The following is a 15,377-nucleotide window of genomic DNA, read 5'->3' on the forward strand; positions in this document are numbered from 1 at the left end:
GCAGCTGCCACCTTTAAATCTGGCCCTTTGCTAAACCCTTCAAAACCTCTTGCGCGCGCTCACGTAATTCAGGCAGATCCGATAAACGATTTAAACCAAATACTTGTTGGCTCATACGGTGATTTTTAGCAAAAGTATCTTTGTGACGATCCAGGAAATCCCAGTACAAAGTAGTGAAAGGACATGCGGTTTCTCCGGTGCGCAGCTTGGGGTTGTATTGGCAACCTTTGCAGTAATTAGACATTCGTGAAATGTAGGCACCGCCTGCGGCATATGGCTTAGTCATCATTTGTCCGCCATCTGCATGCACGCCCATACCGATGACATTGGGAACCATCACCCATTCGGATGCATCGATAAAGACTTCGCGCATCCAATCTAGAAATGCTTGTGGGTTAGTGCCGGTGATCAATGCCAGGTTGGACAACAACATCAAGCGGGGGATGTGATGAACCCAAGCGCGATTATTGATGTCGGTAACAGTTTGCTTGATGCAGTTCATTTCGGTCGCATTAGGGTCAGTAAACAGTGGCAACAATTTTCTGGTGGCCTTTAACTGATTGTTTTCGCGGTAATCAGGACCTAAGAACCAATACATACCGTTTACGTATTCGCGCCAACCGATGACCTGGCGGATAAAACCTTCGGCGGATTCAATAGGGACTTTGCCGGTGTTGAAAGCTTTCATGGCTGCATGGATGACTTCTGATGGATGGATCAGATTGTTGTTGATGTATGGCGACAGCAATGAATGATGCAGAGCCCAGTTATCAGTTGTCATCGCATCTTCTAGTGGACCAAATTCGCCAAAGTGATTATCGAAGAAGTTTTTCATTTGGGCCAAAGCGCCCTTGCGGGTTGTGGCCCAAGTATTAGTTGCGGTGTGGTCTAACTCTTTGGCCACTTGTGTATCGATGTCATCGCGTTTGTGTTCTAGGTATGCGGGGCCTTCGTATTTCTTAGGTGGTGGTAAGCGGTTCTCTTTATCAAAGTTCCAAGAACCACCAACTGGATCTTTGCCTTCCATCAAGATGTTCAAGCGCGTGCGCTGTTTCCTGTAAAAGTTTTCCATCAGGTATGTCTTTTGCTCGGATGCCCATTGGGTAAATAGTGGGCGAGGAGTCAAGAAGAAATCATTGTCTACAAAGCTAACGCCGTGTTCCTTTAACTGTTCGTACTGTCTAAAGGAGGATGGTTCTGCGCAAACAATTTCTGTGACCTTGTGCTTCTTAGCAATTGTCTTTAAGCCATCAATAGTTGTTGCAGCCTTTACGTATTCAACAGTAAAGCCTTCTTCTTCCAATAATGCGGCAAAGTGGCGCGCGCTAGAGATTAAAAAGAACAGCCGTTCTTTATGCCAATTACGCCCCGTAGTCATGCGTGCGCTTTCAACAAATGCGATCACATCTGTTTTTGGATCAGCAGCTTTCAGTGCACCGAATTTGCGATGCAGGTGATCAAAGGGGATATAGATAATCCGCTTCATTTGTTCTCGCGACATCGATCGCTGCAGTACTTCACTTCGGTCCAGTTCTTGGCCCACTTCTTGCGCCATTCAAAGGGCAGGTTGCAGCGCACGCAGATCTTTGGCTCAAAGCCATTTTTAACCTTTGCGGTGCGGGACATAAGCCAATCGTAGGCGAGTCGTTTTCTATTGGCCATGCGGTTTTAACCTTCGCGCCTTACCCTTGTGACTGAGCCCAAGATTGGGCTCCTAGGTTGAGGAGAGAAACCATGGATGAAAAGGGTTTATTAGATCTTTGGAACACAAAGCGTTCACAAATCATCAAGGCTCAGCAAGCACCAAACTTCATGTTGATTGCTATTTTCGTACTGGCAGCATTTGGAAAGTTTGATACAGCAAATGATGGCGCAAAGTACTTAGCAATCGGAGTTGCAGCAGCAACAGGAATCTTGGCAATTATTTCTCAGTACGCAACAATCCGCGAAGCCGAAGTTTTGTTGACCGATCTGAAGCGTCTAGATAAGCCTTCAGAGCTATCAAAGAAGATTGCAGAATCACGTCACTTGCTATCACTGTCAGCAATTGCAATCGTTGGTCTAGGTATCGGTGTCTTTGCACTCGTTGTAATGGCAGTTCTAGGCTAAACAAATGGATAAGTTCATCGTTGTAGGCGTTTTTGTAATGATCATTGCAGCACTATTGATTGCCTACGAGCGACCAAGTAAAAGCAAAAAGAAGTTGACGGGAAGGGGCGGGGACTTCGAGTCCTAGCCTCTTACCTGGCGCGGTGCGCCGACTTTGACATAAAGATTGCAAAGACCAAGGCGATAACAATCAGTGCGTTTAGTCCTAATTCGATAACCGCTCTTTCAAAGGCAGTATCGCTTTTACCAGTTTGAAGAGTAAGAGAAGCACCCACGGTCAAAATGTGTCGAACCGCTGCGATCACGCCAATGATCAAAAACTTATCTAGTTGATACACACCATCGGTGAAGCGTGAAATAACGGTGCGCAGGATTTCTAGAATGATGACGATAAACAAAATGTCATTAATACCCTGGATCATTCCGTTAGGGAAAAACGGTGCTGTCGTAAAGATACGTTCGATGCTGTAATAGAAGGCACCGATACCAATACCCAAAAGTGAGATTGCCAAGATGCCGTGAAAGACATCTTCAATAAGATCTACATACTTAAGCGGCAGAATTGATTTTTCAACTCGGGTGTATTCCTGCTCTTCTTTTTTAGCCATATCCAAGGGTACATCTGCCTCTCAGGAAACGACTAGAGACAATCCGAAGTTTTTGCCTATTTAAGGTTGGCCAGGCTGGCTTTGATCATCGCCTGCAGCAGCTTGGCATCAACATCCCAGTCGATCGGCAGCTGAATTGTTTTCTTTAGCGCGTTGCCTTCTTTGAACTTAGGGGCAAACTCTGTAAATACTTCAAAATCCCAAGGTGCAATCGAAATGTGCTTGCTCGATGCCGACGCTCCAAAAACATAGTGCTTGTCTAACTTCACCATTGGCTGGTTCCAGGCAAGCACCATTTCTAAGTGCGGGTACTTAGTTGTAATCGCTTTGAAGATCGCCTTGATTGTCTTGGCTTGCGGCGCTGGAATTGATTTGTAGTAATCGGTCAGCGTTGTAAAGCGCTTTGAACTTTCAGAGCCACGGCTATACATAACAAGTGCGTTGGCATGGGCTTGGGAAAATCCATAATTTTCCTTTAAGTGAGCGATCTGTTCTGGATACTTTTTGCCTTCCAGCTTTGCCATGACCTTGAACCAGTACGCCATCTTTTCGCCATACTTTTTTTCAATGGCAGGAAAGTGAGCTTCGCGTGAAGAATCCTTTGGCATAAGGCGAATGCTAGGCCGGAAAAACGTTACAAGGTCGTTACCGAAAGAGTGTGGCGGAGTTTGGCCCAAGGTTGTACTTTGCTTTCACTGTAAACGTTTACAGTAAATGAACGGTGGGGTCGATGGCGACTATCAAGTCCGTGGCTGAGCAAGCCGGGGTGTCTATTGCCTCTGTTTCGCGAGTCATTAATGGCACCGTCGCACGTGGTGACACTGAAGAGCGAGTGTGGAAAGCAATTAAGGCTCTGGATTATCAGCCAAATTCTGCGGCAAGAGCTTTGAAGGTTCGAAAGTCGGAACAAATTTGTCTCTCTTTCGATGATCTAGCTAACCCTGCATACGCGATGATGACGCGCGGCGTTGGGCAGTCTTTAGGTTCAACTAGCTACAGATTGGTTTTGGCTTCTGCATTTTCATCAGTTGAAGAAATCGTTAAGCACCTAGAAACCATGGGGCGTGGATTTGCGGACGGATTGATTATTTCGCCAATTTATAGCGATAAGCGAATTACAAAGTTGCTTTCAAATTTACAGATACCTGTAGTCGTGATTGGTACTTTGCCTGATGGTATTAATGCAGACAATGTCTGGGTTGATTCAGCAGCCGGTGTTGAAGCGGCCGTTGTGCACTTAAAAGATATTGGTCGCAAAAAAATTGGATTTCTAAATGGTCCGCTTTCAACTAATCCAGGCAGAAAGCGCTTGGCAGCTTTTCAAAATGCATTAGTAAATAATGGCTTAAAGAGTTATTCCAACAATGTATTTCAAGCAGATGCGTTCTCTCCTGATTCTGCATACCAAGCCATTTCTGATGCAAAGAATTTGAGTACCTTTGATTCCATTCTTTGTGCCAACGATCAGCTCGCTGCAGGTTTAATGAAATATTGTGGCCAGCATAAAATTGAAATTCCTGCCGATTTGGCAATCATCGGAATCGATAACACGGATTTATCCTCATTGATGAGACCAACTCTGACAACCATTGATTTACATGCTGAGCAAAGAGGAGCAATAGCTGCACAACTAATGTTGGAAAGATTATCGGACCCTGACAGACCAATTCAAAAAATAGTTGTAGAGCCGACTTTGGTCATACGTGAATCAACGGAGCAAAAATGAGCAGTGTTATGAATAAACCTCGGCGTAAATCCAATGCCGGAAAAATGTATAACAGAGGTGCCTGGAAATATGCGTTGCCAGCTTTTATTCCATTGGTTCTGCTCAGCGTTGTTCCTCTTGTGCAGGCCATCTGGACCGCTTTTACTGATCAAGTTGCGGGCTTCAATGTAGAAATCAAATTCATTGGTCTTGAAAACTTTAGAAGACTGCTGACTGACACCATGTTTTGGGCGTCATTTAGAATCGGAATTATCTGGGCAGTATCTGTAACTCTCTTAGCTCTAGTGCTTGGGTTTGGTTTAGCTTTATTGCTTAATCAGAAGTTACGGTTCTTGGGCTTGATGCGCGTGCTTTCCTTGGTCCCTTGGGCAATGCCTCCGGTAATCGTTGCGATTATGTGGAGTCTTCTATTGCGCCCATCTAGCGGTCCCATTGATCAGATTTTCTCAACCCTTCGACTTCCGGGAGCCGGAACCGATTGGCTTGGAAATTTTAATACTGCATTTCCAACTGTGATTTTGATTGGTGCATGGGTGGCTATGCCGATCATCACCGTATCAATTTTGGCAGCGATTCAAGGTATCCCGTCAGAAATGATCGAAGCTTCAATTATTGATGGAGCAAATGCTTGGCAACGTTTCCGCTACATAACTGTTCCAGCAGTGCGTGCGATTACCACTGCCTTGGTTGCGCTAAACATTATTTGGCAATTTGGTTCATTTGGACTTGTGTTTGTATTAACCGCAGGTGGTCCTGGCGGTAAAACTTTTGTACCAGCTTTGTTTGCATACAACGAAGCGTTCAAGTACGGAAACTTTGGTTACGCAGCATCCATGGGTGTCGTTATGGCATTAGCAATTGTTTTGATGCTTGGCGTATATCTAAAGGCTAGCAAGCGTGAGGACGTGCAGCGATGACTCAAAATATTGTGACGCCAACCAAGAAAAAGCGCAAGCTTTATCTGATCCCTACATATTTCGCAGTCATCTGCTACATAATCTTCTTGGGCTTTCCCTTCTTGTGGATGTTCTCGACTTCCTTCAAAACTCCGTACGAGTTATTGCAGCTCAATCAATCCTTGTTCCCAGAGGGTTTCTATATGCAGAACTATGTGGATATTCTGGAAAAGCGCGGCTTGATTAACGCCGCCAAGAACTCTTTGGTGATTGCCGTGTGCACAACGGTTCTGACAACAATTTTTGCCGTTCCCGCTGGATACGCCATTGCGCGTTTGAGAAAAGTCTTTTCAGGTGCAGCAACAGCTTGGATTTTGATTAGCCAAGTCTTTCCTGTGTCACTCATCATCATTCCGTTGTTCATGGCGGTTAGGCGAGTTGGTTTATTGGACAGCATTTGGGGCCTTGTACTTGTGTACTTGGTGGCAGCACTGCCATTCGCACTGTGGATGCTTAAGGGTTATGTGTCTGCAATTCCTTTAGATCTTGAAGAAGCTGGCGCAATGGATGGCGCAACTTCATTCCAGATCTTGCGACATATCGTCTTCCCATTACTGGTCCCAGGCATCGTCGCCACTGCCTTGTTCACTTTCTTAAACTCATGGAATGAATTTTTCTTTGCCTTAGTTCTAATTCAATCTCCTGAAAGCGAAACCTTGCCGTTAACTCTTGCAAGGTTTATGGGATCTGAAGGTCAGGTACTACTTGGCCCTCTAGCTGCCGGTGCATTCCTGGCAACAATCCCATCCTTAGTCGTTTTCGGATTTATGCAAAAGAAGCTTGCAAGTGGTCTGTTGTCTGGAGCGGTAAAGGGATGAGGCTCCGGATAACAGAAAGCCTGCGGGAAAGTCGTGAAAACTGCGCGTTCACACGCACAGCCAGTAATTACTTTGTTGATCAACCCTCACAAACAAAAGGAGAAAAAGTGAAAAGAGTAAAATTGCTGGCAATCATGTCAGCATTTGCAATGCTTGCAACCGTAGCAGTCGCAGTTCCTGCTAAGGCAAATACGATTGAAATGACATATTTGACGCCTGCATATCTTAAGGGCACAGTTGCAACAACTGAAAGAATCGTTGCTGACTGGAACAAGGCGAATCCAACAACGAAAGTTAAGATTGTCTACGGCGATGTCAATAACATGGATGACAAGCTGACAACTGCTTTCGCAGGAAATGTTGCGCCAGATATCTTCCAGCACGAGGCTGCTTCAATTCTTCCATTCTCAAAGCAGGGATACCTAGCAAATCTGACTACAGAGATGCGCCCAATTAAAAGCTCAATGCCAGCAGGACTTTGGAATGTTGGTTCATACCAGGCCAAGTTGTTCGGCGTACCAACAATGACTCAGACATACTCTGTCTTTGCTAACGTCGATGCATTCAAGAAAGCTGGCGTGGCAATTCCAGTAGGCACTAACACTTTCTCATGGGATGACTACCGTGCATTGGCAAAGAAGTTCACAACTGATGGCAAGTACGGCGTTGCATGGGGACTTCGTTCTCCAGCTGCTATGTCAATGATCATGGGAATGAACTACAACGCTAAATTCTTCCGTGGTCTAACTTCTAGTGGCGGTGCCCAGCTTTCAATCGGCGCGGCAGAGCTTGAAGTTCCATCACGTATTCATCAAATGATTTACACCGATAAGTCAATTGATCCAGCATCTCTCACAATGACAGGTGCAGGACCAATCCCAGGTTTCTTGGCTGGTAAGTATGCAATGATTTTTGCAGCTACCTACATTGCTGGTGACCTAGATGTTGCAGCGAAGGCTTCTGGTTTTAACTGGACAGCACTTCCTCTACTAAAGGGAACATCTAATCAGCAGGGTGCAAACCCTCAGACTCTTTCTGTATCTGCGCAAAGCAAGTACAAGAAGCAGGCAGCAGCCTTCATTCGTTTCATGGTTTCAGATAAGAACCTTGCTGAGCTAGCACTTGGCGAAGGTTTGACTCCATCAACTGCGGGCTCCTTGAAGATTGCACAAGAGACAAAGAAGGGAAGCGCTGGATGGCAACAAATTCTTGATGATGGCGCTGCTCTTGCTTTAGCTCCATTTACTTTGGTACCTGGTTACCAAAAGTGGAAGGACACAGTTTTGCAACCTGCGATGCAGCAATATATCCAGGGCAAAATTACAATCACTGAGTTGAAGAAGCGCCAATTGGATGGATGGAGATCTATCCGCTAGTCGCTCTTTAAATCATGGGTTGATCATCCGAGGGTGAACGTTTGGTTGGGGTCGTTGTTACGGCCCCAACCAAACCAACCAACATGTCTAGTCCACTTACGCTTTCAATAACAAAGAATGGAAAACTATGTCAATTTTAGAAGACAAGGCAATCGGAGCACTGTCAGGAGCTGCCGTTGGAGACTCACTAGGTGGTGCAACTGAGGGATACAGCCCAGAAGTCTTGCAGGAGCGATTCGGCGGATTAGTCAGAGACATAGTTGGTCCATTTAATGTTGAGTGGAAAACCGCTCGCCCAGTTTCACCTTTTCACAAAGGTAATGGACACATCACCGACGACACACTCATGACCGAAGCACTGATTGCGGTTTACGAGAATGTTCGTGATCACTTAGATGCGTACACATTTGCCGATGGAATTGTTCCTGAAATGATGGCGAAGGAACGTTGGATTCCAGAACTTGAACGTGAATCACTTTTAATTCATCGAGTTTTTCATGCTGAAAAGTGGCTAGTTCTCAAGTTGCTCCATGCACATGCAGATCCGCGTGAAGCTGGTTATGGAAACATTGTTAACTGCGGCGCAACTATGTACATGACCCCAGTGGGAATTGTGAACGCAGGAAATCCAGAGGCGGCATACAAAGAGGCCATCGAAATTGCAGGCGCACATCAATCCAGTTATGGACGTGAAGCAGCTGGCGTATTTGCAGCAGCAGTTGCTACTGCAATGACACCAGGTGCAACAATCGATGATGTTATTGATTGCGCAATTGCTTTCGCGCACGATGGTACAAAGGCTGCGATAATTGCAGTAACTGAAGAAGCCAGGAAAGTGTCAACGTGGGAAACCAGCTTCAAGCAACTTCGAAGCGCTATGGCTCCTTATGACACATTGGGAGAGGCTTACCGTGAACCCGGTCCTGATGCACGCAAACCAAGTCGACTAAAGTCGATTGAAGAGTTGCCACTAGCACTTGGTTATCTTCGAGTTTCAAAAGGAAACTTTGAACATGGAGTTTTGGGTGCAATAAATTATGGAAGAGATTCGGATTCAATCGCAACCATGTTTGGTTCCATGAGCGGTGCAATGAACGGCCGCAGCGTGATTCCACACAACTGGGCTGAAACAATTGAACGTGAGAGCAGAATCGACCTAGTAAGTAATGGAAAAAGACTTGCTGCAGTCGCTGTAGAAGTCGCTGCAAAAGATGCAGCGCGTGCGGCCAAGATTCAGCCAGGATTAAAAACTCTATTCGGCCACAATTGATATGGTTTCTGATTTCCGACTCCGAATAACTTGGTCACAACCTGAGGATCTACTTGGGCATTTTCTGGCACAAGCAACCTATGAAGGCGTGGATGTAGAAGCTGAAAGAAGCCAATGGATAGCAGCTGGTGGTTCAGATGCTCCATTGGTTGCAGGAGCTTCTCAAGTTCCACCTTCACCAGAAATGCGTGAATTAGCTAGTTCACTTGCTGCAAGAGTTGAAGAGAAGATTCAAGCTAATCCTGAATTAAATTATGAAGAGTTCTTGAATCAATTGCCTGATTCCAAACCTTCAGTTGTGCCAGTAATAGATACATTTCACGGTGCTTGGCTAGGTCGCGCTGCTGGCTGCCTTTTGGGAAAACCTGTAGAAAAAGTTCAACGAGTAGGAATTCGCACGATTCTTCAATCCAGTGGAAGATGGCCATTAACGGAATACTTCACTGCACAAGGTGTTCCTGCTGAAGTATTGGCAAAACATCCTTGGAACAAGCAAAGCGGTCCTACCTGTTTGCAAGAAAATATCAACGGTATGGCAGAGGATGATGATTTAAATTACCCACTGGTTGCGCTGCTGACACTTGAAACGCATGGTCGTGAGTTCAACACAGATCACATTGCAGATCAGTGGATGAAACTGATGCCGGCTGGAAAAGTTTTTACAGCTGAACGAATTGCCTACAGAAATTTGCTACAAGCTATTACCCCGCTAGAAGCAGGTGGAATTAATAATCCATTCAAGGAGTGGATCGGTGCATTAATTCGTACCGATGTATACGGATGGGTAAACCCTGGCAACCCAAAGCTGGCGGCGCAAATGGCATTTCGTGATGCTTGGTTAAGTCATCGACGTAATGGTTTATATGGTGCTTCAATGGCTGCGGCGATGTGTGCTATTGCAATGGTCAGTAAGGATATCGATGAAGTAATTGATGCAGGGTTCGCTGTTCTTCCTGAAGGTTCGCAAATTCTTAAAGCATGTGAATTTGCACGCGCACAAGGTAACTCAGAGATTGAATATGAAAAAGCGTTAGACAATTTGTACGATTACGTTGATGGTATGCACTGGGTACACACAGTTAATAATACTGCCCTTGGCGTTTTGGCACTTTCTCGAAGCCGTGGCGTCTTCTCTGATGCAATCACTCTGACTGTGATGGGTGGTTGGGACACTGATTCAATCGGTGCAACCGTGGGATCAATTTGTGGTGCGATGACAGGTGCCTTAGGAATTGACCCTAAGTGGTCTAAGCCAATCGATGATCGCTTAGCTTCTAGCATTCCAGGGTGTGACCAATTACGTTTAAGCGAGCTGGCAATTAGGACAAGGGCACTGGCAGTTTAAATGTCAGAAGTTAATTCAAAACTTCCGAGGGGCGTAGATCTTCCGATGCCCGTCGGAAGCGATGAAGCAAAAATGTTTGCAGGGCCTGACAATCTGGCCGATCGTGCAGCCTGGCGATCAAAATTGCATTCTTGGAAAATGCAATCTTTGGAAAAATTAAATTACGATGGTTCACTTTATGAAAAAATGCAGTACAAAACTTATGGATCATTTAATGTTGCGCTAGTTTGGCTTTGGGATGAGATTTTGTTTGATTTTGATTCTCAAGAATTTACGCCTGAAAAACTGATCAGAGATTCTGAAAAATTTGGAGGGCTTGATGGAATCATTTTGTGGCATGCATACCCGGTCATTGGAATTGATTCACGTAATCAATTTGATTTCTATACGCAAGTGGAAGGTCTAGCTGCCCTGATTACAGGTATTCAAAGTTTTGGAGTTAAGGTCTACCTGAATTACAACCCTTGGGATCGCTGGACCCAACGTCCAGTTCTCTCTGATCAAGAAGAACTAGCTAATCTGGTCAAGGCATTTAACTTTGACGGGGTCTTTTTGGACACGATGAAATCTGCCGATCCTAAATTTATGGAACCAATTTTAAAAGTGAAGCCAGATGTGATTGTGGCCGGTGAATCTAGAGTGCAGCAAGAGCGAATTTGTGATCATGTTATGTCTTGGGCTCAATGGTTCGGCGATAGCGATATTCCTGGAGTTATTCGCGCCAAATGGTTTGAGCCTCGTCATATGTTGCATCAAACCAGGCGTTGGAACCGATCCCATGTCGAAGAACTGCATATTGCATGGCTCAACGGATCTGGAATGCTGTTATGGGAAGTTGTCTTTGGCTCTTGGGTGGGTTGGACCAATAAAGAAAAGCTGATGTGGAAAGAAATGGTTGAGATTCTACGGGCTCACAACAATCTGATCATTGATGGAGCTTGGGAACCTTTAACTGAGCTAGGTGAAGAAGCAGAAACGCATCGGCTATACGCATCAAAGTTTACAAAAGATGATTCGTTTCTAATGACAATCATCAATAAGGGTGAAAAAGATTATGTTGGTGAAATTGTGAACGGGATTACAGGTCGTGTGCCAAGCAAGGGTGTAGCGGCAATAATGAAAGATGCCAGCGGGGTAAGGGTCCTTGACTTCACTTATCAACTTTTTGATTCAGATTTCAATGACCTAAAGCCCTTAAGGATTAAGCAGCTTGCCGGCCAAGAAGAGTCGATGACGGTAACCTTTAGAAACCGTGAATGTGGCCTTTACGATGGCGCACCATTTGTTGATGCGTGGAAACCATTGCCTCCTAATTTCCACCAAATATTTGAAATAACCAAGAAGGTTCGCCTTCGCAAGGGCACGTTGGCACTTTCTGAAGTAACCAATCAACAGTTTCATGAGTTCGTACTGGCTTCAGGGTATCTACCTAAAACAGCAACTCGTTACTTGCACCATTGGGAACAGGGTGCTCCGCTAACAGAAGAGTTAGATCTGCCAGTGACATTTGTCGATCTAGATGATGCCGCTGCATACGCCAATTGGGCGGGCAGCTCTATCCCGACAGAATGGGAATGGCAATACCACTTCCGGGATGGTAAAAATTTACCTTCAAAAGTTCGGAATTTAACCGATAGCGTCCATACCGATGGCCGAACACGTTTTCTGATTTTAAAAGGAGGAAGTTCCTTTAATATTCGAAATGGCGAAGGACAGAAATCCACTAGCGGAATTGCAGAATCTGATTGGTATGTTGATGGTGGTGCTAAAGATTCAACATGGGTCGAAAAGTTACTGCTGATGGGTAAGGGAATGAGTCGATCAGAAAACATTGGCTTTAGATGCTTTACCCCAGAGGAGAATAAATAATGTCCGCACTTGAAGGCTTGAGAGTTATTGATGCGGCAACCCTATTTGCAGGCCCAACGGCCGCCACAATGATGGCTGATTTTGGAGCAAAGGTTGTCAAAATCGAACACCCAAAAAAGGGTGATCCAGTTCGAGGACATGGCTATTCCAAAGACGGCCATTCACTGTGGTGGGCAAACATTGGAAGAAACAAAGAAACTTTGGCGCTAGATTTTTCAAAACCCGAAGGCGCGCAGTTACTTCTAGATTTGATCGAGAACACTGATGTTTTTATTGAAAATTTTCGCCCTGGAACTTTAGAAAAATGGGGTTTGAGTCCTGACGTCTTGTTAAAAAGAAATCCTAAGTTGATCATCGCTCGTGTAACTGGGTTCGGGCAGTTTGGACCATATTCAAACCGTGCGGGTTTTGGAACTCTAGCCGAATCCATGAGCGGGTTTGCAGCCATGACTGGCGAACCTGGAGGACCGCCAACGCTTCCTCCCTTTGGTTTAGCGGATGGAATTTCAGCCCTAGCTATTTCACAAGCAATCATGTTTGCATTGTTTGCCCAAAAAAATGAACGTAGCGAATCATTTAACAAGGGCCAAGTTATTGACTTAGCGATCATTGAACCAATTTTGGCGATTCTTGGTCCTCACGCGACAGTTTATGACCAGCTCAATATTGTCCAACCACGTACGGGAAATAGATCAGTAAACAATTCACCACGTAACACTTACTTAACTAAAGATGGTAAGTGGTTAGCGGTGTCTACATCTGCGCAATCAATTGCAGAACGAGTCTTAACTCTAGTTGGCCATCCTAAAGTTATTGCAGAACCATGGTTTGCCAGCGGTTCTACTCGCGCAGAACATTCTGAATTGTTGGATTTATATGTAAGTGATTGGATAAAAGATAGAGATGCAAGTGAAGTAATCAAAGCTTTTGAAGAAGCAGAAGCGGCCGTTGCTCCTATTTACGACATCAGAGATATTTTGACCGATCCTCAATTTATTGCGCTTAAAACCATTTTGGAGGTGCAGGACCCAGCACTGGGCCCAATAAAAATGCAAAATGTTATGTACCGTATGAGCGGCACACCAGGGCAGATTAAGTGGACCGGCAGAGCTCCTGGGGCAAATTCCAGACAGATTCTAGAAACTGATTTAAAATTGACGAAGGCACAAATAGATAAGCTGATCGAAATCGGCGTGGTGGGAGTCAGTGAATGATTGCTAGAAGTTATTTGTATGTACCCGCCAATAACCTTGAAATGTTGACGAAAGCGGCGAGCCGTGGCGCTGATGCCTTGATTGTTGACCTCGAAGATTCAGTTGCACTAAAAGACAAGGTGCAAGCCAGAGAGAATCTGGTTTCATGGCTAGACGATTTAGTTACAACCACACAGATTTGGATCAGAATTAACGCTGATGAGATTGATCAGGACCTGAAAGCAATCCAATCTGAAAAGGTACATGGAGTTGTAGTTCCAAAGGCAACGCATAGCAATATGAGCTATGTATCTGAACAAGTCGGCGATCGATACCAGTTAAGCGCATTGATTGAAACTGCCGAAGCGGTATTAGATTCGCATCGAATAGCGCAAGTTGCGGGTGTATCTTTCCTACAAATTGGGGTGTTGGATCTGGAGGCAGAACTTGGATTGGCCGATGGTGATTATGGAGACACCATTAAATACGCTCTTTCACATCTTGTTTTAGCTTCTGCAGCCGCTGGTATCAATCAGCCGATTGCACCTATGTACCGCGATTTCAATGATGTAGAAGGACTTCGTGATAGTTGTAGACACCTAAGAGCTAACGGTTTCTTTGGCAGAAGTTGTATACATCCTAAACAGGTTGAAACTATCAATGCCGAATTTAGTTCTTCAGCTGAAGATATTGCTGAGGCAAAAGCAATCCTGAATGCGATTGAAAACAGTCAAGGTGTAGCGCTGGATTCCAAAGGTCGAATGATTGACATGGCATCAGCAAAACGGGCACGAAGAGTTATCAACAGCAGTCGCGACTAATGAGAACCAACTTTTTTGATATAAATGAAGATGGCAACTGGCGGGCGTTAAGGCACCACAACTTTCGTATTCTCTTTCGCGCCAATGCGGTCTCAAACATTGGTTCTTGGATCCAAAGAGTTGCTCAAGCCTGGCTTGTTTTAGAACTAACTGGCAGCGGCACCTATTTAGGAATAATTGCTGCGCTTCAATTTGCACCATTCTTGTTAGTGAGTATGCAGGGCGGTGCGATGGCCGATCGCCTGGACAAGCGAAAGGTCTTGCTATTTACCAATGTTCTTTTTGTGTTGTCCTCATTGGCACTTGGCTTGTTAATCGTTTTTGAAAGAGTCGAGCTATGGCACGTCATGGTGCTGGCTTTAATCCTTGGTTTTACAGATGGTATTGATAAGCCCGTTAGGCAGAGTTACATTTCAGAACTTGTCGGCATCAAAGATATGCCAAATGCAATTAGTCTTAATTCTGCAAATTTCAATTTTGGCAGGCTCGTTGGCCCAGCGATAGCAGGCCTTTCAATCGCGGTTCTTGGAACGGGACCTGCTTTTCTGATCAATGGCTTTTCTTATGTTTTCGTAATCTCTGCAACCCTTCGCATCAGGAAACAGGAGTTGTTTGAGATTCCGAAGAACACCGGGCCAGTAAAGATTCGTGAGGGAATTCAGTACGTTCTAGCCCGACCAGACATTTTTGTAACCATGGCAGCATGTTCAATACTTGCAACCTTTGGCTTTAACTTTGAAATATTCAATGCACTTATGGCGACCAAGGAGTTCAAAGGTGGCGTGGCTTCCTTTGGGTTGTTGGGAACAGCGGTTGCAGTTGGATCTTTGAGCGCAGCGTTAATCTCACCGCGCCTTGAAAAGTACAGGTCCACCAGATTTGTTTTGATTGGCTCAGTAGTTTTTTGCCTCAGTTTGCTTTTGATTTCTGTAATGCCTTCATATCTGACTTATGCAATTTCTCTGCCACTACTTGGAGCAACCGCACTAACTACCGTAATTGCAGCAAATTCGATAACTCAGTTAAACACGGATCATGAAATTCGTGGCAGGGTGATGGGCATCTATCAGTTTGTTTTCCTTGGGGGAGCTCCTTTTTCATCACCTCTAATTGGTTGGTTAAGCGAAGTAATTGGGATTCGGCAAACGATTGCATTGTGCTCACTTGCAACACTGGTTCCGATCATTGCAATTTGGTTTTTCTACAGAAGTAAATTGACTGTTCCTGCCGATATTTCTGTTTCTGCAATATTGAAAAGAAATAATCAATCTGATTAAGTGGTAGCA

At 44.9% G+C, this 15,377-nt stretch carries 16 protein-coding genes; 12 read left to right on the forward strand and 4 right to left on the reverse strand.

The genetic code is table 11. The features are described from left to right. Positions 1–13 precede the first annotated feature (13 nt). Together AC9UC2_RS04500 and AC9UC2_RS04505 are read right to left on the reverse strand one after the other, a co-directional pair. Positions 14–1,555 (reverse strand): cryptochrome/photolyase family protein, encoded by a 1,542-nt coding sequence (locus AC9UC2_RS04500; protein WP_509525712.1) that lies wholly within the window; start codon positions 1,553–1,555, stop codon positions 14–16. After that, positions 1,483–1,662, reverse strand: coding sequence for a DUF2256 domain-containing protein (locus AC9UC2_RS04505; protein WP_509525715.1), 180 nt, complete (start codon positions 1,660–1,662; stop codon positions 1,483–1,485). The genes AC9UC2_RS04500 and AC9UC2_RS04505 overlap by 73 nt, the downstream gene beginning before the upstream one ends. Before the next feature lie 72 nt (positions 1,663–1,734). On the opposite strand from AC9UC2_RS04505, the gene AC9UC2_RS04510 reads away from it, so the two are divergent. Both AC9UC2_RS04510 and AC9UC2_RS04515 read left to right on the forward strand, forming a co-directional pair. Beyond that, entirely contained in the window at positions 1,735–2,109 is a 375-nt protein-coding gene (locus AC9UC2_RS04510) for a hypothetical protein (protein WP_509525718.1), read from the forward strand. 4 nt (positions 2,110–2,113) lie between these two features. After that, positions 2,114–2,236: a hypothetical protein gene (locus tag AC9UC2_RS04515; RefSeq protein WP_509525721.1), complete on the forward strand. Its 123-nt coding sequence runs from the start codon at positions 2,114–2,116 to the stop codon at positions 2,234–2,236. 4 nt (positions 2,237–2,240) lie between these two features. Here the strand turns inward: AC9UC2_RS04515 and AC9UC2_RS04520 are convergent, their stop codons facing one another. Together AC9UC2_RS04520 and AC9UC2_RS04525 are read right to left on the reverse strand one after the other, a co-directional pair. Then, positions 2,241–2,717 (reverse strand): phosphate-starvation-inducible PsiE family protein, encoded by a 477-nt coding sequence (locus AC9UC2_RS04520; RefSeq protein ID WP_509525723.1) that lies wholly within the window; start codon positions 2,715–2,717, stop codon positions 2,241–2,243. A gap of 56 nt (positions 2,718–2,773) precedes the next feature. Continuing rightward, positions 2,774–3,325 carry a DUF4287 domain-containing protein gene (locus AC9UC2_RS04525; protein WP_509525726.1) on the reverse strand — a complete coding sequence of 184 codons (552 nt, stop codon included), beginning with the start codon at positions 3,323–3,325 and terminating at the stop codon, positions 2,774–2,776. 122 nt (positions 3,326–3,447) lie between these two features. Here AC9UC2_RS04525 and AC9UC2_RS04530 point away from each other — a divergent pair, with 122 nt between their 5' ends. The 10 genes from AC9UC2_RS04530 to AC9UC2_RS04575 all read left to right on the forward strand — a co-directional run bounded on the left by AC9UC2_RS04530 (position 3,448) and on the right by AC9UC2_RS04575 (position 15,368). Next, the gene (locus AC9UC2_RS04530; RefSeq protein WP_509525730.1) at positions 3,448–4,443 is read left to right on the forward strand and encodes a LacI family DNA-binding transcriptional regulator; all 996 of its coding nucleotides are present in this window, start codon (positions 3,448–3,450) and stop codon (positions 4,441–4,443) included. After that, entirely contained in the window at positions 4,440–5,360 is a 921-nt protein-coding gene (locus tag AC9UC2_RS04535; RefSeq protein WP_509525733.1) for a carbohydrate ABC transporter permease, read from the forward strand. The genes AC9UC2_RS04530 and AC9UC2_RS04535 overlap by 4 nt, the downstream gene beginning before the upstream one ends. Continuing rightward, complete coding sequence (locus tag AC9UC2_RS04540) at positions 5,357–6,217, forward strand: carbohydrate ABC transporter permease (RefSeq protein WP_509525735.1); 861 nt, start codon at positions 5,357–5,359, stop codon at positions 6,215–6,217. Before AC9UC2_RS04535 ends, AC9UC2_RS04540 begins: the two co-directional genes overlap by 4 nt. A gap of 107 nt (positions 6,218–6,324) precedes the next feature. Beyond that, positions 6,325–7,593: an ABC transporter substrate-binding protein gene (locus tag AC9UC2_RS04545; protein ID WP_509525738.1), complete on the forward strand. Its 1,269-nt coding sequence runs from the start codon at positions 6,325–6,327 to the stop codon at positions 7,591–7,593. Between the two features lie 127 nt (positions 7,594–7,720). Continuing rightward, positions 7,721–8,863, forward strand: coding sequence for an ADP-ribosylglycohydrolase family protein (locus AC9UC2_RS04550; protein WP_509525741.1), 1,143 nt, complete (start codon positions 7,721–7,723; stop codon positions 8,861–8,863). Between the two features lies 1 nt (position 8,864). Next, positions 8,865–10,208, forward strand: a complete 1,344-nt coding sequence (locus AC9UC2_RS04555; protein WP_509525743.1) for an ADP-ribosylglycohydrolase family protein — start codon at positions 8,865–8,867, stop codon at positions 10,206–10,208. Beyond that, positions 10,209–12,077, forward strand: a complete 1,869-nt coding sequence (locus AC9UC2_RS04560) for an SUMF1/EgtB/PvdO family nonheme iron enzyme (protein ID WP_509525745.1) — start codon at positions 10,209–10,211, stop codon at positions 12,075–12,077. Then, the gene (locus AC9UC2_RS04565; RefSeq protein WP_509525747.1) at positions 12,077–13,291 is read left to right on the forward strand and encodes a CaiB/BaiF CoA transferase family protein; all 1,215 of its coding nucleotides are present in this window, start codon (positions 12,077–12,079) and stop codon (positions 13,289–13,291) included. The genes AC9UC2_RS04560 and AC9UC2_RS04565 overlap by 1 nt, the downstream gene beginning before the upstream one ends. Continuing rightward, complete coding sequence (locus tag AC9UC2_RS04570) at positions 13,288–14,091, forward strand: HpcH/HpaI aldolase/citrate lyase family protein (RefSeq protein ID WP_509525749.1); 804 nt, start codon at positions 13,288–13,290, stop codon at positions 14,089–14,091. Before AC9UC2_RS04565 ends, AC9UC2_RS04570 begins: the two co-directional genes overlap by 4 nt. Then, on the forward strand, positions 14,091–15,368 hold the full coding sequence (locus AC9UC2_RS04575) for an MFS transporter (protein WP_509525751.1): 1,278 nt from the start codon (positions 14,091–14,093) through the stop codon (positions 15,366–15,368). The genes AC9UC2_RS04570 and AC9UC2_RS04575 overlap by 1 nt, the downstream gene beginning before the upstream one ends. Positions 15,369–15,377: the final 9 nt, after the last annotated feature.

The sequence above is a fragment of the Candidatus Planktophila sp. genome (genome assembly GCF_036734405.1).
GTDB lineage: Bacteria > Actinomycetota > Actinomycetes > Nanopelagicales > Nanopelagicaceae > Planktophila.

Coding starts and splice junctions, on each gene's coding strand:
- AC9UC2_RS04500 (WP_509525712.1), bottom strand. CDS start 1,555: ATGGCGCAAGAAGTGGGCCAAGAACTGGACCGAAGTGAAGTACTGCAG.
- AC9UC2_RS04505 (WP_509525715.1), bottom strand. CDS start 1,662: ATGGCCAATAGAAAACGACTCGCCTACGATTGGCTTATGTCCCGCACC.
- AC9UC2_RS04510 (WP_509525718.1), top strand. CDS start 1,735: ATGGATGAAAAGGGTTTATTAGATCTTTGGAACACAAAGCGTTCACAA.
- AC9UC2_RS04515 (WP_509525721.1), top strand. CDS start 2,114: ATGGATAAGTTCATCGTTGTAGGCGTTTTTGTAATGATCATTGCAGCA.
- AC9UC2_RS04520 (WP_509525723.1), bottom strand. CDS start 2,717: ATGGCTAAAAAAGAAGAGCAGGAATACACCCGAGTTGAAAAATCAATT.
- AC9UC2_RS04525 (WP_509525726.1), bottom strand. CDS start 3,325: ATGCCAAAGGATTCTTCACGCGAAGCTCACTTTCCTGCCATTGAAAAA.
- AC9UC2_RS04530 (WP_509525730.1), top strand. CDS start 3,448: ATGGCGACTATCAAGTCCGTGGCTGAGCAAGCCGGGGTGTCTATTGCC.
- AC9UC2_RS04535 (WP_509525733.1), top strand. CDS start 4,440: ATGAGCAGTGTTATGAATAAACCTCGGCGTAAATCCAATGCCGGAAAA.
- AC9UC2_RS04540 (WP_509525735.1), top strand. CDS start 5,357: ATGACTCAAAATATTGTGACGCCAACCAAGAAAAAGCGCAAGCTTTAT.
- AC9UC2_RS04550 (WP_509525741.1), top strand. CDS start 7,721: ATGTCAATTTTAGAAGACAAGGCAATCGGAGCACTGTCAGGAGCTGCC.
- AC9UC2_RS04555 (WP_509525743.1), top strand. CDS start 8,865: ATGGTTTCTGATTTCCGACTCCGAATAACTTGGTCACAACCTGAGGAT.
- AC9UC2_RS04560 (WP_509525745.1), top strand. CDS start 10,209: ATGTCAGAAGTTAATTCAAAACTTCCGAGGGGCGTAGATCTTCCGATG.
- AC9UC2_RS04565 (WP_509525747.1), top strand. CDS start 12,077: ATGTCCGCACTTGAAGGCTTGAGAGTTATTGATGCGGCAACCCTATTT.
- AC9UC2_RS04570 (WP_509525749.1), top strand. CDS start 13,288: ATGATTGCTAGAAGTTATTTGTATGTACCCGCCAATAACCTTGAAATG.
- AC9UC2_RS04575 (WP_509525751.1), top strand. CDS start 14,091: ATGAGAACCAACTTTTTTGATATAAATGAAGATGGCAACTGGCGGGCG.